This window comes from Actinomadura madurae (genome assembly GCF_047130825.1).
GTDB lineage: Bacteria > Actinomycetota > Actinomycetes > Streptosporangiales > Streptosporangiaceae > Spirillospora > Spirillospora madurae.
Genome location: NZ_CP083237.1, coordinates 8,751,679 through 8,770,591 on the forward strand (window position 1 = coordinate 8,751,679; position 18,913 = coordinate 8,770,591).

The following is an 18,913-nucleotide window of genomic DNA, read 5'->3' on the forward strand; positions in this document are numbered from 1 at the left end:
ATGGAACGGCACACGGCGGTGAGAGTGCGTGTATGGGGACAGCGGAGGCCGAGCCCGTCACGGTCGTGATCACCTGGGACGTCAAGCCCGGCCGGGAGCGCGACTTCGAGGAGTGGGCCGACGGGCTGCACGCGGTCGCGACCCGGTTCCCCGGGCACCTGGGCGCGACATGGCTGCGCGCCGACGGGTCGAGGCCCCGGTACTACACCGTGGTGAACTTCGCCGACCAGGCGAGCCTCGACGGCTGGATGGGCTCCGGCGAGCGCAGGGAGTGGATCGCCCGGGTCCGCGACGTCGCCGACGAGCACACGCAGGACACCACCGGGCTGGAGACATGGTTCAACCTGCCCGGCGAGTCGGTCCCGGCGCCGTCCAAGGCGAAGATGATCGTCGTGACGTTCTGCGCGGTCTACCCGCTCAGCCTCCTGCTGCAGGCGTTCGTGACACCGTCGGCGACGTCGTGGCCGCTGCCGCTGAAGGCCCTGGTCTTCCCCGTCATCGTGATCCCGCTGCTGACCCTGGTGATCATGCCGGCGCTGAGCCGGGCGCTCCGGCGCTGGCTGTACCCGATCGAGCGGGCGCACCGGCCGGCGCGGCCCGGCCGGTGATCAGGCGAGCAGCTCCCGCAGCTCGGCCACGGCCTCGCGGAGCTTCTCCGCGAACACCTCCATCGCCGCCGCGACCGGGCGCGGGGTGCTCAGGTAGACGTTGAAGCGGTCCGGGAGCAGGACGTAGGCGACGCCGATGCACTGCTCGCTGGTCGAGCCGAAGCCGAAGTACCGGATGTTGACCGACGGCGCCGAGCTGGTGCTCAGGTAGTCGTCCCGCATCGTCAGCCACCCCGGCGAGTCGAACAGCGGCAGCGGCTCGGTGACGCCCAGCTCGGCGCCGCGCCGCTTCTGGATCAGCTGGAGCTCCCAGAGGTGCTGCTCGGGCGCCTGCCCCGCCTGGCACTCCTTGGCCCGGCGGACGTGGGCGCCGGCGGCGGCGCGGAACGCGTCCCGGCGGAGCGCGGCGCCGGCCGCCGGGTCGTCCATGACCTCGGTGAAGCGGAGCACCTCGGGGGTGACGACGCGCATCGCCTCGGTGCGCCCGTGCCGGTACTGGCGGGTGGCGATCGACTCGTAGGTGGCGCCGACGTGGCCCTTCGCGCGCTTGTGGGCCAGCTGGTAGGCCATCTGGACGAACGCGTCCGGCGACGTCTTCAGCCGCTTGGCGTGGTCGGCTCCGAAGTCGTCGAACGACACGGTCGCCGTGGCGGTCGCGGCGCCGTAGGCGGCGAAGGCGGCCGCGGCGTCCTGGATGTCGCGCCGCAGGACGTCGTCGAGGACGAACTCGATCGGCTCGATGACCGGCAGGCCCTGCGACCTGGCGCCCGACCGCCGGGAGAGCTCCTCGGCGGGCGTGCCGAGCAGCGCGTCGACGAAGCTGAGGATCGTGGTGCCGTCCAGGCCGCAGTGCTCGACGTTGATCCCGGCGGTGCCGTCGCCGAACACGACGAAGGACACGGCCTTGTCGAACCAGCGGTTGCCGCTGTCGCCGTGGAGCAGGTGGTCGCAGGCCTCCACGGTGCTCGCGGGGGCGAAGTCCTCCAGGCAGACGCAGAACAGCGCGGTCTCGACGGTGTCGAGCGCGTCGTCGTTGCCGAGCGCGATGAGCGCCTCGCGGCTCGCCGCCCATTCGGCGCGGGCCTTGGTGGTGAGGTGCCCGGCGGACGGCTCCGGCGGGGCCTCCGCCTTCATGATGGCGGCGAGGCCCGCCGTCAGCTCGTCCAGCGTGTGCGGGCGCCCGTCGGGGCCGAGCACGTCCATCCGGGCCATGGTGCCGCGGAAGAACACCACGATGTGCCGGGCGCCGGACGGGCCGGGCCACTCGTCGGTGTAGGGGGCGCGGACGGTGTCCTGCTCGGCCCCGGGGATGCGCGTGGTGGAGAACAGGAACCTGTTCTGCACCATCGACAGCGGGCGGCCGCGCTGGACGACCGGCGGGACGTCCTCCTCGTCCAGCCGCAACTTGTAGTCCAGCGCCCCGGCGACGAGACCGGCCGCCCGCTCGACCTGCCCCTCGGGCGACTCCTTGAACAGGAAGAAGAAGTTGGCGTTCAACGCGATCCGGTCGCGGCGGCCCAGGTAGCGGTACGGCCAGAACGTGTCCAGCCAGCTGTGCACGCCCTCGCTCGCGTCGTAGCGTTCGAGCGCCGCGTGCAGCGCCCGGCCCGGCCCGTCCGGGCGTGCGAACGAGGCCAGCGCGGACTCCGTCCGGGCCCGCTCGTCGTCGGTCAGCAGCGGACCGCACCACTCCATGAACCGCTCGCATGTCGCGTCGAGCGTGGGCAGCGGCACCCGCGGCAGGCGCTCCTCGTTGCCGAAGGTGCGGGGCGACAGTTCTTCACCGGCGTTCAATGCGTTCCTCTTGTTGTTCCAGGTGGACCGCTTGTTCCAGGGTGGGCGGCTTGTTCCAGGGTGGACCGCGCGGCGTCAGCCGGGCGGACGGGAGATGTACAGCTGCGCGTAGAGCCGGCCCTCGGTCTCCAGGCCGCTCGGATCGACGCCGACGTGCGAGAGGCGGTCCAGGACGAGCGCCTGCTCCTCCCGGGTCGCGAACTTCCGCTGCTGGAACACGCCGTCAGCGCGGACGGTCTCGTATCCCGCGGCGGCGAGGGTCTCGGCGACCGGGTCGAAGGGGAACATGCGCAGCACGAAGTGCGCCATCCACGGCCGGCGGCCAGGGTCGGCGTCGATGACGCGGGAAATGGTGCGCTCGGTGATGTAGCCGAGGCAGCCCGTCGAGATGACCAGGTCCGTTCCGGCCAGCTGCGCGCGCTGCTCTTCGGTCGGGTCGCCGTTCTCCAGATCGGCGTGGACCGCTCCGTCGAGGAAACCGGCTTCGAGGGCATAGGAAAGGGCGTTCTCCGAGGCGTCCAGCCCGAGGAAACGCAGCCGGTCGGCCTGTTCCCGGGAACGGAGCAGCTCCCGGTCGCGGGCCAGCAGCGTGCCGCGGGTGTGCCGGCCCGCGTCGGGACCGGCATAGCGATCGTACAGCTCACCCATCGTCACGTCGTATTTCACCAGGGCCGCGTTGATGCCGTAGGAGCAGCCGATGTCCAGAACGGTCGCGGACGGGAGCTCCCGTGCCTCCCGGATTTCGCCGATGAGCCGCTGGAAGTGCGGTTTGGCCTGCTGCGGGATGTCGTACTCGAGTCCGCGCAGCGTGCCGAAGTAGTCGCGGGGATCGGGCCGGGTGTAGATGTGGTCGAGCGAGATCTTCCCTGTGGTGTCCGTGCGCACGCACGCCCTCCTAGTCGAGCAGCCGGTCGACCCGGACGGCGCCGCCCGCCGCCGCCCGGTGCTCGGGCAGGACGCGGCCGAAGAGCTGCCTCGTGCGCGCGACGCTGCCGATCACCCCCGGGCGCTCGCTGTAGGCGAAGATCGCCGTGTGCCGCGCCGTGTTCCCCCGGACCCTGCCGACCCTGTGCAGCGAGTACCGCCCCTTGAACAGCTGCAGGTCGCCGGGGCGGAGGGTGAGGCCGCGGACGAGGTCGCCGCCGTTCCCGGTCAGCACCCGGCGCACGTCGGCGAAGTTCTCGGCCTCCGCCGACCTGATGTTCGGGCAGTACTCGAAGACGCCCCCGTCCTCCGGCTCCTGCGTCAGCAGGCTGACGGTGAACTCGTTGGTGTCGAAATGCCAGGGATGCTCCATCCCCGGGTTGACCACGTTGACGCACAGCCCCGACAGCGGGTCGGCGAGCTCGTGCACCCGCGGCAGTCCGAAGCAGCTCGCCACGAACCGCTGGAAGAGCTCGCTCGAATAGAGCCGGTGGACGATGAAGCCGCCGGGGATGTGGTCGCGGGCCACGAACGCGTTGCCCCGCTCGACGGTGATACGCCCGGGATGATCTTCCGGCAATGGGGTGGCGACGTCGATGTTGTAGGCGTTCACCGTTTCGACGTCGTAATGCGCGCGCGGCGCGATCTCCGCGCATTCCGCGCGGAGTGCGTCCTGCAATGCCGGGCGAATGAAGTCGGGCAGCACGCAGCACCCCGTTTTCGCCAGGTCCTTCCGGGTCAGGGAAACGACCGCGTCCCACCCGGCGCTCCCCGGCGCGGCCAGCGGATAGCGCTCCGTGTCGACCACCCGTCCGAGAGCCTCCGCTGCGCCCATGAACGATCCTTCCGCGTCGGCCGATCTCAGACGCGTTTTAGCACATTCCTTCCGTGAATTCATGGCTGTGCTTTTCCGGTGCGGTTTGTCAGAAAACTATAAGTGAGGGGCGTGACCTGTGCCTTCGACCGTTCCCGGGCTCGCGCGCCGTCCGGGGGAGGTGTGTCCCATCTCACCGCCCGCCTCCGGGCGGACGGCGCCCGGCGGGGGTGGCGCTCGTCGTGGCTTTCCGCGAACCTTTCGGCACGTGGCGGCGTCACCGTCCAGTGGAGCTTGATCGAAGAAGGGCGGAGCACGGGATGGACTGGCGGCTGACGGGGTTCACCGAGGACCGTGAACTGGGACGCGGGGCGCAGGGACGGGTCGTCCTCGCCCGGCACGCGGAGTCCGGGACGCCGGTCGCCATCAAGTACCTCGCTGAGGGGGACGCCGCGGCGATCACCGCGCTGCGGGCCGAGGCGCAGATGCTCGGCCGGCTGACCAGCCCGTACGTGGCGCGCCTCTTCCAGTTCGTGGAGAGCGACCAGGGCGCGGCGATCGTGATGGAGGCGGTCGACGGCGTGTCCCTCAAGGAGGTGCTGCGCGAGCACGGGACCCTGGCCCCGGAGGCGGCGCTGCTGGTCCTGAAGGGCTCGCTGCTGGGGCTCGCGGCCGCCCACGCCGTCGGGGTCGTCCACCGCGACTACAAGCCGGCCAACGTCGTCGTCCGGTCCGACGGCCTGAGCAAGCTGGTCGACTTCGGCGTCGCCGTCCTCGCCGGGGAGGGCTCGCGCTCGGGGACGCCCGTGTACATGGCGCCCGAGCAGTGGCGCGGCGACCCCGCCACCCCCGCCACCGACGTGTACGCCGCGACGTGCGTGTTCATGGAGTGCGTCACCGGGCACCGGCCCTTCGTGGCGTCCGAGCCGGCGGCGCTGATGAACCAGCACCTCAACGTGCCGGTCGACGTGAAGGACGTCCCCGACCCGCTGCGGCCCCTCGTGCTGCAGGGGCTGGCCAAGAACCCGGGGGAGCGGCCGCCCGGCGCCGCGGCGTTCGTGACCTGGCTTGAGAACACCGCCGCCGCCGCGTACGGGAGCGACTGGGAGCAGCGCGGCGTCCGCTCCCTGGCCGCCGCCGCGGTCGCCCTGGCCGCCCTGTTCCCGCTGGGCGCGCTCGCCGTCGCCCCGGGGGCCGCCGCCACCACGGCGGGCGCGACCACGGCGGGCGCGGCGTCCGCCTCCGGAGCCGGCGGGACGGCCGGCGGCGGGACGGGCGCCGGGGCCGCCGTGAGCAAGGGGTTCCTCGCCACCGCGGCCGGCAAGGGCACGATGGCCGCCGCGGGCGTCGCCGTGGTCACCGCGACGGCGGGCGGCGCCGTGTACGCGGTGCAGGACCGCAAGGAGCCGCCGCCCCGGCCCGTCGCGGTCGTCCGGATGGCCGCCGACAACCGCACGCTCAGCAATCCGGAGATCCAGATCCAGAACGCGCAGTTCGCGACGGTCAGCGGCCTGAAGGACGCCGCGCTGCAGCGCCGGATCAACGCCGAGCTGCGCGGCCCGCTGGACCGCCTCATCGCCATGTCGCGGCGGATCTCGACCACCTTCGGCTGCAAGGGGAACCCGGTGAAGATACGGACCGAGGCCCGGCTCGGGCTGCGCGGGCCGCGGCTGGTCTCCGTACGCTACTTCCAGGTCACCGACAACTGCCTGCAGGCCGACGGGTCGCCCGGCGGCGAGGTCGTCACCGTGGACCTGCGCACCGGCCGCAGGCTCACCGCCCGGGACGTCTTCACGCCCGCGACGCTGACCGGCGCGGGCGTCGCCCGGCTCCAGTCGCTCGTGCGGCAGCGTTCGTACAAGAGGTTCGAGCGCAAGTGGTCGGACTGCTCTGCCGACGGCCGGTTCAAGCTCGCCGAGTTCTCCCCGACCGAGGGCGGTCCCGAACCCACGCCGCCCCGCCTGAGCGCGTTCTTCACACCCGCCGAGTTCCAGCTCGCCTACCTGGCCGGTGGCAGCGACGGCTGCGGCGACCTGAGCTTCGGCGGCTCCTACGCCGGCGTCCGGTCCATGCTGAAGCCCGAGATCGTCGCGATGCTGCCCGAGAACCCGTCGCCGGCGCGGTCCTGACGGTCGCCGGCCGCCGCACGTTCCGGTGCTCACCTGCGGGTATGTAGCGGGCTGGAGCACCGAGGGGGCGGTCATGCAGACCTTCTTGCCGTATGCGGACTTCACCGCCACGGCGGACGTTCTCGACCCGCGCAGGCTCGGTAAGCAGCGCGTCGAGACCATCCAGGTGCTGCGGGCGCTGACGGTGCCGGGGTACGGCTGGCGGCACCACCCGGCGGCGCGGATGTGGACGGGCTACGAGGAGGCGCTCGTCCGGTACGGCCTGGAGATCTGCGACCGCTGGTGCGGGCTCGGCCACGGCGACACCTGCGCCGGGACGCTGGTGGCGGACCTGTCCGAGAGAACGGGGGTGCGGCGCCCGCGGGACCAGGACGGGCTCGCCGTGGCGGGAGACCTGCCTCCCTGGCTCGGCGACCCGGCGTTCCACCGCAGCCACCGTTCGGCGCTCGTCCGCAAGGATCCGGTCTTCTACCGCTCCCGTTTCCCGGACGTGCCGGACGACCTGCCCTACGTCTGGCCCGCCTCGGACCGGCGGCCACATGGGAAACCCGCAGGTGGGTAGAGGGTCAGGATACGGAACCGTCCGCGAGCGAGGATGTGGGGCGGCGAGCCCATGCTGAGGGAGTTGCTGGCGGCCAGCCATCTGATGTCGATGGAGCAGCTACCGGGCGCGGTGTCCGAGCACGCCGCGAAGGTGGGCCTGCACGACGTGGAGATCTATGTCGTCGATCTCCAGCAGACGGTGCTGCGCCGGCTGCCCGGCACGCCGTCCGCCGTGGGGCCGGACGCCGGTACCGAGACCGACCTCCAGATCGACAGGACGGTGGCGGGGCGGGCGTTCCAGACGGTGCAGACGGTGGCGGGACAGGCGTTCCCGGACGGGACGGCCCGGTACTGGGCGCCGATCCTCGACGGCACCGAGCGCATCGGCGTCCTGCGGGCCACGCTGCCGCAGGACGACGAGCGGGCCCGGCAGGACGTCGAGTACCTCGCCGGCCTGGTCGCCCTGATGATCGTCAGCAAGGGGCCGTACAGCGACACCTACGCCCGGCTGGTCCGGACCCGCGAGATGACGGTGTCGGCCGAGATGCAGTGGCGGATGATGGCGCCGCTGAGCTTCGCCAACGACCAGATGGTGATCGGCGCCGCCCTGGAGCCGGCCTACAAGCTCGGCGGCGACGCCTTCGACTACGCCCTGGCCGGCGACATCGTGCACCTCAGCGTGTTCGACGCCATGGGCCACGACACCGCGTCCGGCCTGACGTCGAACCTGGCGGTGGCGGCGGGACGCAACCTCCGGCTGCAGGGCGTGCCCCTGCGGGACGTCGGGCGCGCCATCGAGGAGATCCTGCTCGAACAGGACTCCTCCGGCCGGTTCGTGACCGCGGCGCTGGCGGACCTGGACCTGCGGACGGGCATGCTCTCGTGGATCCTGCACGGGCACCCGGCGCCCGTGATCATCCGGGGCGGCCGGTGGGTCACCTCGCTGCGCTGCGAGCCGGGCCACCCCCTCGGCACCGATCTCGGGGTGAGCGCCGAGGTCTGCGAGGAGCAGCTCGAACCGGGGGACCGCGTTCTGCTCTACACCGACGGCATCGTCGAGGCCCGCGACCCGAACAAGGACGAGTTCGGCCTCGCCCGGTTCATCGACTTCATCATCCGCCACAACGCCGGCGGGCTGGGCGTCCCCGAGACGCTCCGGCGCCTCACCCACAGCATCCTGAGGCACCATGCCGGACGCCTGGACGACGACGCGACCGTCCTCGTCCTCGAATGGCACGGCACGTCCGGGCGCGAGGACGCGGGCGCGCCCGTGGTCGCGACCTGATCAGCCGGGGAGACCGAGGGACCTCATCAGCGCCGGGTACGCCTCGTGCAGGTCGCGCTGCCAGTACGGCCAGTCGTGCTGCCCGTCGAAGAAGCGCGTGGTCACCGGGACGCCCTCGTCGCGGAGCCGCTTCACGAACGCGTGCGCGTTGGCGTGGGCGGCGGCCTCCACCGGGTCCGTGAACGGCATCCCGCCGAGGGAGCCGGCCTTCCCGTTGCCGCTGGCCACCCACAGCCGGACGCCGCGCAGCCGCCCCGCGAGGTCGGCCGGGTTGTGCGCGTGCCAGATCGCGGCCTGGTGGTCGGGGTGGCCCCACACCCGCCGCCAGTCGGTGCCGGGGCAGGAGAAGGACGGCCCCCAGCCGGTCGAACCGTCGCCGGGCTCGTGGCCGTGCAGGGTGTCGACGTACCCGCTGAACGCCGCCGCGGCCCGGAACATCCCTGGGAAGCGGGCCGCGTACAGCATGGCGCCGAGGCCGCCCATGGAATTGCCGGCGACCGCGCGTTCCCGTCCGGCGCCGTAGTCCCGTTCGAGAATGTGCCGCAGCTCGGTCATGTGGAACGTCTCCCAACGCGGGGATCCGCCGCGGCCGTAGTTCCACCAGTCGGAGTAATTGCCGCACCGGCCGCCGTTCGGCATGACGACGATCAGCTCGCTCCGGGCGGTGAGGTCGGCGACGTCGGTGTCGCGCGTCCAGGCGGTGTGGTCGTCGACGCCGCCGTGCAGCAGCCACAGGACGGGCCAGGTGCGTCCGGCGTCCCTCGACCAGCCGCGGGGCAGGAGGAGCCGGACCTTCTCGCGGCGGTCCATGGCGGGGGACCCGATGGTCAGGTCCACGGTGCGGGGCGCGACCGCCGTCTCGGCGACGACCTCGGCGCGGGGCGCGGCGGAGGCCGTGGACCGATCCACGACGGCGCCGGGAGCGAGCAGGGCGAAGGCCCCCAGCCATACGGCGGGGGTACTGCGGCGGAGCAATGCGGGGCCTTCCGGAAACACCGGCGGGGGATGGGCCGGCCTTTGCAGGAAAAAGGAGAGGCGCGGTCAGCGCTTTTCTCTCCTCACCGGAATGGATTCCCGCGGGCCGGCCGCCCCAAGCATTTCGTCAAAATTGTATAAAATGCATTTCCCGGCCGGTCGGTGCGCGCCCGGCGGTCCGCTCAGGCCCGGGAGGCGGTCTCCTGGACGGGCGCGTTGACGAAGCGGACGGCCCGCCGCACCAGCCAGCTCGCCATCATGTAGAGGATCAGCAGCACGCCCGCCAGCGGGAGCGCCAGCAGCAGGATCTGGAGCCCGGAGGTGAGCAGTTCGAGCGGGCTCGCCCCGGCGGACGCGGAGGCGGCGAGCCGGCGCATCATCCACCAGTCCTTCATCACCAGGTTCGGGATCTGCGTGACGATGAGGCCGATCTGGACGGCCAGGAGCGGGACGATGGTCAGCACCCAGGCCGTGACGAAGACCTGCGGCCAGCGCTTGAGGTCGCGGAGCCGCTCGTCGGCCGGGCGGCGCAGGAGCGTCCGGCGCAGGATGGGGCCGATGTACTTGAACAGGTCGGGGATGCCGATCAGGTCCGACATGATGTAGTACCCGTCGAACCGCAGCGTCGGCAGCAGCTGCTGGATGATCTCGATGTTGACGTAGAGCACGGCGACGAGCAGCGGCTCGTACCCCGTCGCCAGGTAGAGCAGGATCAGCCCGGCGACGAAGAGCCCGTTGAAGTAGACGCCGGCCAGGTCGGCGCGGAGCCGTCCGGCGCGGCCGAGCCGGTACGACTCGGTGATGTCGGTGTAGAACGCGGGCCACACCAGGTAGATGCCGCACCCCATGACCCCCGGGCGGACGCCGCCGTAGCGGCAGGCGGCCGCGTGCCCGACCTCGTGGAAGGCGCACGACAGCACCCCCAGCGCCATGATCAGCAGGATGCTCACCGGGGCGAGCAGGGTCTGCTGGAGCGCCTCGGCGATCGACCGCGTGGTCAGCACCCACACCTCGCCGGCGATGACGCCGGCCACCGCGACGGCCACGATCAGCGGCTTGAACAGCCAGCCGAACAGCCCGGCGACGAACCAGGTGACCGACTCCGGGAAGACGGCGACCTTGAACTTCAGCCCGAGGAACGGGTCGGCCTTGACGACGGGAGGCGGGGTGCCGTCGCTGTAGGTCGTCACGCCGAGCGGGGCGAGCTTGTGGTCGACCAGGTAGACGAGCTGCTCGGCGGTGAGCCGGGCGCCCGCCTGCTCGCTGACCGCCGCGGCCACGGTGTCGAGCGCGGCCGTCACGTCCTTCGTCCCGGCCAGCTCGCGGTGGTCGTGCAGCGCCTTCGCGACCAGGAACAGCAGCGGCGGCAGCCGGACGAGCTGGCGGTTGGGCAGGCAGACCAGCTGGGGCGGCTCCCGGTAGCCGGAGTTCTTGAACTCGCCGGCGAACTCGGCGCCGTCGGCGATCGTGGGAAGGGTGAGCGCCGCCGGAGCGCCGGCGCCGCCGGTGGCCTGGTCCGCGGGGGTGCTCATGACCCGTGGTGGACCACGACGGGGAAGCACGTCACCGTGGTGCGCTCGGCCTCCGCGAGCAGCCCGGTGTCGAGCACGCCGGACGTCCCGGCCGAGTGGGTGTACTGGCAGGCGTACACCGCGTCGAGGTCGCCCCCGTGGCCGGCGGCCGACAGCAGCAGCCGCCCGGGGAGCACCTCGCCCGACAGCCTGTCGAGGTCGGCGTAGCTGAGGGTGTGAGGGTTCGTTGTGCTCATCGGTTCGCTTTCAGATCGTCCGGAAAGAGGGGGAAGGGCTGGCGGGAATCACCAGCCCTTCCGTGCGGGCGCGAGCCCGCGATCATGCTCGGTCTAGTCAGCCGACCGTGGCGCCGCTGCAGGCGACGGTGGTGGTGTTCGGGCCCGCCAGGAGCAGCTGGCCGAGGCTGCCGCTCTGGTTGACGACGTTGGTCGCGCAGTTCGGCACGATCGAGTGGCCGCCGTTGCCACCACCGACGAGGAGGGTGGACAGGACGGCGCGCTCCGGCAGGACCTCGCCGGTCAGCTCGGCCAGCTCGGTGTAGCTGTAGGACTTCATGTGGTTCCTTTTCTTCCTTGTCACGCCCGGATTCCAAGGTGGATACCGGATGTCCTTCCCCGCCCCGATCGGAGCGGGTAGCTCTACGTATAGCAGATGTCACTGGCCGTAGCCAAGCGCCCGTTGATCAGCGGCTCCGCGAGCGGGGGGCGGAGGCATGAGCGGCTCCTGCCGGGTAGGGACGCCTACGTCCTGGCCCGATGGGAGGAGTGGGAGAATGGCCGAGAGCAGCTTCAGCATCGACGTCGCGGCGATCCGGGACCGCGCCCGCCAGAAGATGGCGGACGGCCCGGTGACCGCGGGGTACGGCAGGAGCCCCGAGGAGGTCATCGGCGTCCTCAACGACGTCCTGGCGACCGAGATCGTCTGCTGGATGCGGTACGCGCAGCACGCGATCAGCGCGACCGGGATCGACCGCGCGCAGGTGGCCGCCGAGTTCGGCGAGCACGCCGACGAGGAGCGCGACCACGCGATGCGCGCCGCGGAGCGGATCAGCCAGCTCGGCGGCGACCCCGACTTCGACCCCCGGACGATCGCCGCGCGGTCCCACACGACCTACGTGACCTTCGACGACGGCGACCTCGGGGGATGCTCCAGGAGAACCTCGTCGCGGAGCGGATCGTCATCGAGTCCTACCAGGAGATCATCCGCTGGCTGGGCGACGGCGACGTCACCACCCGCCGGCTGATGGAGCAGATCCTCGCCGAGGAGGAAGAGCACGCCGACGACCTCATGGACCTCCTGGGGAACTGACATGGAATTCGGGTACACGCTGCTCTGCGAGCAGACACCGCCGAAGCAGCTCGTCGCCGACCTCGTCGAGGCGGAGGAGGCGGGCTTCGCCTACTCGGTCATCTCCGACCACTACTTCCCCTGGCTGGAGGACCAGGGCCACTCCGCCTACGCCTGGTCGGTGCTCGGCGCCCTCGCCCAGGCCACCCACCGCATCCCGCTGATGACGTTCGTGACCTGCCCGATCATGCGCTACCACCCCGCAGTCGTGGCCCAGAAGGCCGCCACGATGGGCGTGCTGTCGGACGGCCGGTTCACGCTCGGCCTCGGCGCGGGGGAGAACCTCAACGAGCACGTCGTCGGGCGCGGCTGGCCGTCGGTGGACGTCCGGCACGAGATGTTCGCCGAGGCCGTCGAGATCATCCGCGCGCTGTTCACCGGCGACCACGTCAACTACCGGGGCCGGCACTTCACCGTCGACTCGGCGAAGCTGTACGACCTGCCGGGCGAGCCCGTCCGCATCGGCATGGCCGCCTACGGGCCCCGCGCGGGACGGCTCGCCGCGCGGCACGCCGACCTGCTGATCTCCGACCAGCCCGTCGAGGGCACCGTCGGCGTCTTCCATGCCGAGGGCGGGGCGGGAAAGCCCGTCTACGGCCAGATCCCGGTCTCCTACGGCCACGACCGCGACGAGTGCAAGGAGCGCGCGCACCGCATCTGGAGGTTCTCCGTCCCGGCCTGGAAGGTCATGGCGGAGCTGCCGGGCCCGGTGAACTTCGAGGCGGCGGCGAAGACCGTCCGGCCCGAGGACGTCGCCGAGTCGGTGCCGTGCGGCGACGACGTGGACGACTACCTGGAGGCCGTCCGGCAGTGGGCGGACGCGGGCTTCACCCACATCTCCTTCTGCCAGTCCGGCGCCGACCACCAGAAGGACTTCCGGACGTGGGCGGAGGCCGACCTCCTCCCGGCGCTGCGCGAACGCTTCGGCTGACCGCCGGTCTCCCGGCGGGGCGGGGAGGGAGATCATTTATCCAATAAGGTTGCGTAACCCGCTCCCGCCCCTCCAGGAGTCACCCCCGATGCCGGAGACCGAACCCCTGACCCCGGACGACCCCACCGCCGTCGGCCCCTACCGGCTGTCCGGGCGGCTCGGCATGGGCGGCCAGGGCGTCGTCTACCTCGGCCACGGCGCCGACGGGGTTCCCGTCGCGGTGAAGGTGCTCCGCGCGGAGCTGGCCGCCGAGCCGCGCGTCCGGGAGCGGTTCACCAAGGAGATCGCCGCGGCCCGCCGGGTCGACCCGTTCTGCATCGCGCAGGTGCTCGACGCGTCGCTGGACGACCGCCGCCCCTACATCGTGACCGAGTACGTCGAGGGGCCGTCGCTCCAGCAGGCCCTCCAGCAGGCGGGGCCGCGGGACGGCGCCGCGCTGCGGCGGCTCGCGGTGGCGACCGCGACGGCGCTCGCCGCGATCCACGAGGCCGGGGTCGTGCACCGCGACTTCAAGCCGTCCAACGTCCTGCTCGGCCCGGACGGCCCGCGGGTCATCGACTTCGGCATCGCCCGGGACGTCGAGTCGCCGCTCACCGTGACCAGCAGCATCATCGGGACGCCCGCGTACATGGCGCCCGAGCAGTTCGCCGGCGACCCGGCGGGCCCGCCCGCCGACGTGTTCGCGTGGGGCTCGGTGATCGCCTGCGCCTCCACCGGGAGGCCGCCGTTCGGTGCCGACACCTTCCCCGCGATCATGCATCGCGTCCTGCAGGGCGAGCCGGACCTCGGCGACATGCCGGAGCCCCTGCGCGCCACGGTGACCGCGTGCCTGGCGAAGGACCCGGCCCGGCGCCCGGCGATGCAGGCGGTCCTGCTGCGCCTGCTGGGCGCCCAGACCCAGGCGACGGGCCCGGCCGACGCGCGGACGGTGGTCGACCCGCCGCGTCCCGCTCCCGCTCTTGCTCCTGCTCCTGCTCCCGCTCAGGCTTTCGCGGCGCCGGCGGCGAGGCCCGCGGCCGCCCCGATGCCCGGGGCGCCGCACACGGTCGGCGACGGCGGCCGGAAGGGACGGGCGTCCGCCGGACGCCGTCCCGTCGTCCTTCTGGGGGCGGGCGCGGCGGCCCTGGTGGTGGCGCTCCTCGCGGGTGCCGCGGTCTGGACGTTCTGGCCGGACGCGTCCGGGGCGGAGGAGCGCGACCAGGCCGGCTACACGGGCACCAACCCGCAGGGGCGCACCGGGCCCGGCGGGGTGGATGCCACCGGCGGCGGGGCGACGACCGGGCCCTCGGGCAGTCCGTCCCCGTCGGGCACCGCGTCCACGCCGGGCCGCGGGAAGGGCGGTTCGTCCGGTCCCTCGAAGCCCGGCTCGGGCTCCGGCTCGGGCAGCGGCTCGGGCGGCGGGAACTCCGGCGGCGGTTCGGACGGCGGCTCGGGCGGGAGCGGGGGCGGCGGCTCCGGCTCCGGCGGCGGCACGAGCGGCCCGACCGCCCGGATCGACTACTTCACGGTCGGCACCGGCGCCGCCTGCGAACCCAGCCCCGTCGACCTCAGGTACCGGATCACCGGCAGCCGGAACCCGACGCCGATCAAGTTCAGCATCTACTTCGACGGCCGGCTCGGCGACGGCCACCCGATCTCGTGGGCCGCGGAGCCGTCCTTCTCCAGCGGCGGCGCGCAGTCGGAGTCCAAGGGCACCCACAGCTACCGGATGGTCCTCATCAGCCCCAGCCACCAGGAGATCACCCGCACCTTCAAGGTGTGCTGAGCCCGGGAACGGCGACCGCCGCCGCTGGAAAACGGCGACCTTAATGGTAAATTACGGACAGGTTCGGGTAATTGCCGCGGCCGGTCCGCCGTCGAGGGAATGAGAGATTTTGATCAGGTATTGACCGGATGGTGGCCGTTGTCTATCTTCCAAGTAGAACGCGTTCTACTTGGAAGTCGGAACCGTGCGTCGACGCGGACACGGCGGTTCCCGGCTCCCGGCCCTCGACTCACGACCGCAGCGCCGTCCATTGGCCACGGGCGGTGCCGCGCGCGGATTCGGGGGCGTCCCACCCCATTCCTTCGGGTGCAGGCGCGACGCCCACCGTTCGAAATGAGGACTCCCTTGTCCCGCACCACGAAGACGGCCGCGCTCGGCTCGGCCTTCGCCGCGGCGGCCCTCGCCGTCGCCGTGACCGCCACCCCCGCCCTGGCCTGGACCGCCGGCGACTTCACGGCCACCCTCAACGGGACCATGACGATCGACGCGGGAATCCCCGCCTCCTGCACCGGCTCCACGCTGTCCGGCACGATCGCCGAGGACGGCGCCCTGTCCATCACCTCGGCGTCCGTCGAGGGCTGCGGCGTGACCGTCACCCCGCAGAACCTGCCGTGGAGCGGCAGCCTGAACGACGGGGTCGCCACCATCAGCGGCTTCTCCATGAGCGCCATCGGCTGCACCTACGCCGGCAGCATCACCGGCGGCTTCACCGGCACCGACCTCCCGGTCACCGCCACCTTCACCGAGCAGACCGTCAACAAGACCAGCGGGTTCTTCTGCCCGTCCTCCGCCACCATCACCGCCGCCTACGACTTCGCGCAGGCCTGACCGGGGGACCCGGCCGGCCCGACGTCAGCCGAGCCGGTCCCCGCGCCGTGACCCCGGCGGTCCCCGCCGGGGTCACGGCCCCCTCAGTGCAGCTCGTAGGCGCGGACGATCTCCTGGGCGACCGTGCTGCCCGCGGCGTCCTCGGCGTTGACCCGGAGCGACACCGTTCCCTTTCCGTGGAGCCGGGCGATGCCGTTCCTCAGCGGCACGGCCGTCCACGTGGCGCCGTCGTCGAACGACGTCTGAAGCGTCAGGCGCTTCAATCGCGCGGGCGAGCCGTCCTGCCGGTCGACCTTCAGCTTCAGCGTCCGAGAACGGGTTCTGTTCCGCAGGTCCAGATCGGCTTCATAACCGACCTGGAGCAGCGGCAGAACGGTCGTATCGGTGGTGTGCGCGGAATGGAACGTCCAGGACGTGTTCGTGCGCGTGGACTGCCGCGCCCAAAGGGCGGTATTGGCGAAGTTCCATTCCACCCGGTACTCGGCGTCGTCCGGCGTCGTCGCCAGGGTGCCGGTCACGCGGTTGGGCGTCTGGGCGATCAGCGTGCCGTCCCGGTAGACGCGGAAGTCGGTGACGAAGCCGTCCGGGAACGAGCTGGAGTACGCCCCGGCGAAGTTGTCCGCGGCGTCCACCAGCCCCATGCTGAAGCGGATCCCGTCACCGTTGCGGGCGATCGGTGCCTGCGGATTGACCCCGCCTGCGAGCGGGCCCTTGAACCACGTTCGCGTACCCCGGTAGCCGGGCTTGTACGCGGACGCCGGACCTCCGCTCAGCATGACGTGCGGGATCTTCGGCGTGGGGAACGCGTGGTTGTACGGCTGTTCCGGCGTGGCGGCCATGGCGGACCACGTCGTCTTCGGGTCCGCGGAGACGTACTCCACGCGCGTCCTGGGGGCGCCGGTGAACGGCTGGGCGTAGGCGATCGAGAGCTCCTCCCAGGGACGCAGGCTGTAGCGGGCCGTGGTCATGGAGCCGGTGCCGTGGTAGGCGTTGTCGAGCCGCGCCAGGTCCCGGGTACGCGCGACGTAGTGCAGGTTCTTCGACACCCGCCCCGTCTCCGGGAACATGAGGTCGTACTGGTACGGGCTGTCCACGACGCCCGCCGCCGTCACGACGGTGTTGTTCCGGCGTAGGAGAGCACGTCCTTCTTCTTGGGAGAGACGCACGGTCGGAACCTTCAACTGCGTCCCGTAGCCGCCCGGGTCGTCGTTCACGCCCGGCTTGTCGTTGTAGACGGCCACCATGCGGGCGCCCGCCTTCGCGGCCCGGTTGGACAGCTCGGCGACGGGCACGCCGTCCCTGCGCTGGACGAGCGCGAGCCGGCCGCGGAGATCGGCGCCGGGCCGGTCCCCGTCCGCGACGCGCATGCTCGTCCTGCCGTCCAGGCGGGGGAACTGGTCCGAGGTGTCGCTGAAGTAGCTCGCGGGGTAGTACATCGGGTTCAGCGAGCGGCCCCGGGCCCGCATCGTGATGGCGGGCGCCTCCAGCCGCCACCGGGTGTACGCCTCGAACGTCCCGGAGCGGACCTTCGCGGTCGGCTGCAGGAACACCCGCTCCTCCAGCTTGGCGTTGCTGTTCATGTAGACGCCCTCGTTCACGGCCTGGCCGCGCTCCGTGCCGCGGGTCCACATCAGGTGGCTGATCGCGCCGAGGTTGGCCTTCGTGGCGTGTCCGGGCGTCCGGACCGTCACCTCCTCCGCCTTGCGCGCGTCGAGGACGATCTCGGTGTCCCCGGTGATCTCGATCTCCGGGTAGCCGACGAGGCTGAAGTTGAGCGGCTTTTCGGAACCGGTGCTCGACGCCCACGACGGCATGGTCTTGATGACGCCGAGCACGGAGTACGTGCCGGGCCGCAGCAGGACGCAGCCGGAGTCCTCCCAGCGGGCGTCGGTGCACGGCCCGTCCGGGTTCCCGGGCAGCGGCCGGTGCGCGTTGCCGAGCGACGCGTCCGCGACGTTCAGGAAGCCGGCCGTGCCGAGCCCCGGCCGCCCGTCGCGCGCGATGCTCTTCACGCGCACGGCGACGAGCTCACCGGACGCCCTCGGCGCCGGCGCGGCCGGGCGGCGGCGCTCGTGCAGCGCCGTCACGTTGTAGCGCTCCGGGTCGTCGGTGAGCCGGTCGTCCGGGACGACGTACAGGTCACCGCCGCCGTGCCTGACCGAGAACGCGGGATCGCGTCCCGGACCGGGCGTCACCGTCGTGCCCCTGCCCTCGACGTGGACGGTGTCCCCGGTGGGCAGCATGACGTCATAGGCTCCGCTCTGCCCTCGCAGGGCGGAAGCCGGACCGGCGTCCGCCTCCGCGGGCGCGACCGGCACCAGGACGCCGAACCCCAGGGCTCCCAGAGCGGCTGCGGTCTTCAGCCACATGGCCATCCCTCCCCATAAAGTGGATCTTGATTGTCGTTTCGGTGATCACCGAGATCCAAGGGGCGGGGATGGCGGCTTCCGCCATGGCGGGAACCCGCCAAACGGACGGAAGACCTCTACATTTGGGACGTGTCCGATTCGCCGTTGCTGGAGGGACTCGGCGTCACCGCCGCCGAGGAGACGGCCTACCGCGGCCTGCTCCGCGAGGGCCCGTCCACCCTCGCCGGCCTCGCCGCGCGCCTCGGCACGTCGGCCGCCGCCGTGCGCCGCCTCCTGCCGCGCCTGGAGGAGCTCGGGCTCGTGACCCGCCTGGCCGGCCGCCCGCTCCGCCTCCTGGCCACCCCGCCCCACGTCGCCGTGGAGGCCCTGGTCGCGAGCCGCCAGGAGGAGATAGCCCGCACCCGCGCCGCCATCGGCCCCCTCCTCGCCGAGGCCGCCCCGCACCCGGAGGAGCTCGTCGAGGTCGTCAGCGGCCGGGCCGCCGTGGCCCGCCGCTACCTGCAGCTCCTCCAGGGCGCCCGCGAGGAGCTGATCGTCCTGGTCCACCCGCCGTTCGCCACCGACGTCACGGTCTCCAGCGAGGAGCAGGAACGCACGATGCGCCGCGGCATCCGGGTGCGCGGCATCTACGGCCCCGAGGCGTTCGGCGAGCCCGGAGCGCTCGACCGCGTCCGCCGCGCCGTCGCCTCCGGCGAGCAGGCCCGCCTCGGCGCCGTCCCGATCAAGCTGGCCATCGCCGACGGCCGCACCGCGATGCTCCCGCTGACCTCCGAGCACGCCAGCTCGGTCGACAGCTCCCTCATCGTCCACCCCTCGGCCCTGCTGGACGCCCTCGTCTCCCTCTTCGAGGCCCTGTGGCGCGGCGCCCTCCCGCTCCCCGGCGAGGACGCCCCGGACGACGCCGTCCTCACCCTCCTCGCCGCGGGCCTCACCGACGACGCCATAGCGCGCCGCCTCTCCATCAGCACCCGCACCGTCCAGCGCCGCGTCCGCGACCTCTGCGACCGCCTAGGAGCCCGCACCCGCTTCCAAGCCGGCGCCCTCTACACCCACCACCTCGACCCCTGAG

17 protein-coding genes and 1 pseudogene are annotated in these 18,913 nt (G+C 72.2%); 10 read left to right on the plus strand and 8 right to left on the minus strand.

Going from position 1 to position 18,913, the window contains the following annotated elements:
• The first annotated feature begins 32 nt into the window (after nt 1-32).
• Nucleotides 33-608 (plus strand): antibiotic biosynthesis monooxygenase, encoded by a 576-nt coding sequence (locus K8Z49_RS40890; RefSeq protein ID WP_111831890.1) that lies wholly within the window; start codon nt 33-35, stop codon nt 606-608.
• Here the strand turns inward: K8Z49_RS40890 and K8Z49_RS40895 are convergent, their stop codons facing one another.
• The 3 genes from K8Z49_RS40895 to K8Z49_RS40905 all read right to left on the minus strand — a co-directional run bounded on the left by K8Z49_RS40895 (nt 609) and on the right by K8Z49_RS40905 (nt 4,161).
• Complete coding sequence (locus tag K8Z49_RS40895; protein ID WP_412516709.1) at nt 609-2,402, minus strand: choline/carnitine O-acyltransferase; 1,794 nt, start codon at nt 2,400-2,402, stop codon at nt 609-611.
• 75 nt (nt 2,403-2,477) lie between these two features.
• Complete coding sequence (locus tag K8Z49_RS40900; protein WP_021599597.1) at nt 2,478-3,287, minus strand: hypothetical protein; 810 nt, start codon at nt 3,285-3,287, stop codon at nt 2,478-2,480.
• A 10-nt stretch (nt 3,288-3,297) separates the two neighbouring features.
• Nucleotides 3,298-4,161, minus strand: a complete 864-nt coding sequence (locus K8Z49_RS40905) for a HalD/BesD family halogenase (protein ID WP_024935395.1) — start codon at nt 4,159-4,161, stop codon at nt 3,298-3,300.
• Between the two features lie 299 nt (nt 4,162-4,460).
• Here K8Z49_RS40905 and K8Z49_RS40910 point away from each other — a divergent pair, with 299 nt between their 5' ends.
• The 3 genes from K8Z49_RS40910 (at nt 4,461) to K8Z49_RS40920 (ending at nt 8,097) form a co-directional block, all read left to right on the plus strand.
• Nucleotides 4,461-6,269 (plus strand): serine/threonine-protein kinase, encoded by a 1,809-nt coding sequence (locus tag K8Z49_RS40910; protein ID WP_412516710.1) that lies wholly within the window; start codon nt 4,461-4,463, stop codon nt 6,267-6,269.
• A 73-nt stretch (nt 6,270-6,342) separates the two neighbouring features.
• Nucleotides 6,343-6,831 (plus strand): MSMEG_6728 family protein, encoded by a 489-nt coding sequence (locus tag K8Z49_RS40915; protein WP_021598736.1) that lies wholly within the window; start codon nt 6,343-6,345, stop codon nt 6,829-6,831.
• Between the two features lie 51 nt (nt 6,832-6,882).
• Complete coding sequence (locus tag K8Z49_RS40920) at nt 6,883-8,097, plus strand: PP2C family protein-serine/threonine phosphatase (RefSeq protein WP_412516711.1); 1,215 nt, start codon at nt 6,883-6,885, stop codon at nt 8,095-8,097.
• Here K8Z49_RS40920 and K8Z49_RS40925 read toward each other — a convergent pair whose 3' ends face one another.
• The 4 genes from K8Z49_RS40925 to K8Z49_RS40940 form a co-directional block, all read right to left on the minus strand.
• Complete coding sequence (locus K8Z49_RS40925; RefSeq protein WP_244938696.1) at nt 8,098-9,072, minus strand: alpha/beta hydrolase; 975 nt, start codon at nt 9,070-9,072, stop codon at nt 8,098-8,100. It abuts the gene before it with no gap.
• 182 nt (nt 9,073-9,254) lie between these two features.
• The gene (locus K8Z49_RS40930) at nt 9,255-10,604 is read right to left on the minus strand and encodes a hypothetical protein (protein WP_075022172.1); all 1,350 of its coding nucleotides are present in this window, start codon (nt 10,602-10,604) and stop codon (nt 9,255-9,257) included.
• Nucleotides 10,601-10,840, minus strand: a complete 240-nt coding sequence (locus K8Z49_RS40935) for a hypothetical protein (RefSeq protein ID WP_021598732.1) — start codon at nt 10,838-10,840, stop codon at nt 10,601-10,603. Before K8Z49_RS40935 ends, K8Z49_RS40930 begins: the two co-directional genes overlap by 4 nt.
• Before the next feature lie 97 nt (nt 10,841-10,937).
• Nucleotides 10,938-11,159 (minus strand): hypothetical protein, encoded by a 222-nt coding sequence (locus tag K8Z49_RS40940; RefSeq protein WP_021598731.1) that lies wholly within the window; start codon nt 11,157-11,159, stop codon nt 10,938-10,940.
• Between the two features lie 373 nt (nt 11,160-11,532).
• On the opposite strand from K8Z49_RS40940, the pseudogene K8Z49_RS40945 reads away from it, so the two are divergent.
• The 5 genes and pseudogenes from K8Z49_RS40945 to K8Z49_RS40965 all read left to right on the plus strand — a co-directional run.
• Nucleotides 11,533-11,643 (plus strand): annotated as a pseudogene (locus K8Z49_RS40945) (bacterioferritin); the annotation flags it as partial.
• A gap of 104 nt (nt 11,644-11,747) precedes the next feature.
• Nucleotides 11,748-11,912: a ferritin-like domain-containing protein gene (locus K8Z49_RS40950; protein WP_284454831.1), complete on the plus strand. Its 165-nt coding sequence runs from the start codon at nt 11,748-11,750 to the stop codon at nt 11,910-11,912.
• A 1-nt stretch (nt 11,913) separates the two neighbouring features.
• Entirely contained in the window at nt 11,914-12,882 is a 969-nt protein-coding gene (locus K8Z49_RS40955; protein ID WP_021598729.1) for a TIGR03557 family F420-dependent LLM class oxidoreductase, read from the plus strand.
• Between the two features lie 88 nt (nt 12,883-12,970).
• A complete protein-coding gene (locus tag K8Z49_RS40960) occupies nt 12,971-14,647 on the plus strand; it encodes a serine/threonine-protein kinase (protein WP_412516712.1) in 1,677 nt (558 codons plus the stop codon).
• 345 nt (nt 14,648-14,992) lie between these two features.
• Nucleotides 14,993-15,475, plus strand: a complete 483-nt coding sequence (locus tag K8Z49_RS40965; RefSeq protein ID WP_021595052.1) for a hypothetical protein — start codon at nt 14,993-14,995, stop codon at nt 15,473-15,475.
• 83 nt (nt 15,476-15,558) lie between these two features.
• Here K8Z49_RS40965 and K8Z49_RS40970 read toward each other — a convergent pair whose 3' ends face one another.
• The gene (locus K8Z49_RS40970; protein WP_412516713.1) at nt 15,559-17,844 is read right to left on the minus strand and encodes a PA domain-containing protein; all 2,286 of its coding nucleotides are present in this window, start codon (nt 17,842-17,844) and stop codon (nt 15,559-15,561) included.
• Nucleotides 17,845-17,973: 129 nt separating this feature from the next.
• Here K8Z49_RS40970 and K8Z49_RS40975 point away from each other — a divergent pair, with 129 nt between their 5' ends.
• Nucleotides 17,974-18,912 (plus strand): helix-turn-helix transcriptional regulator, encoded by a 939-nt coding sequence (locus K8Z49_RS40975; RefSeq protein ID WP_181663326.1) that lies wholly within the window; start codon nt 17,974-17,976, stop codon nt 18,910-18,912.
• Nucleotide 18,913 lies beyond the last annotated feature (1 nt).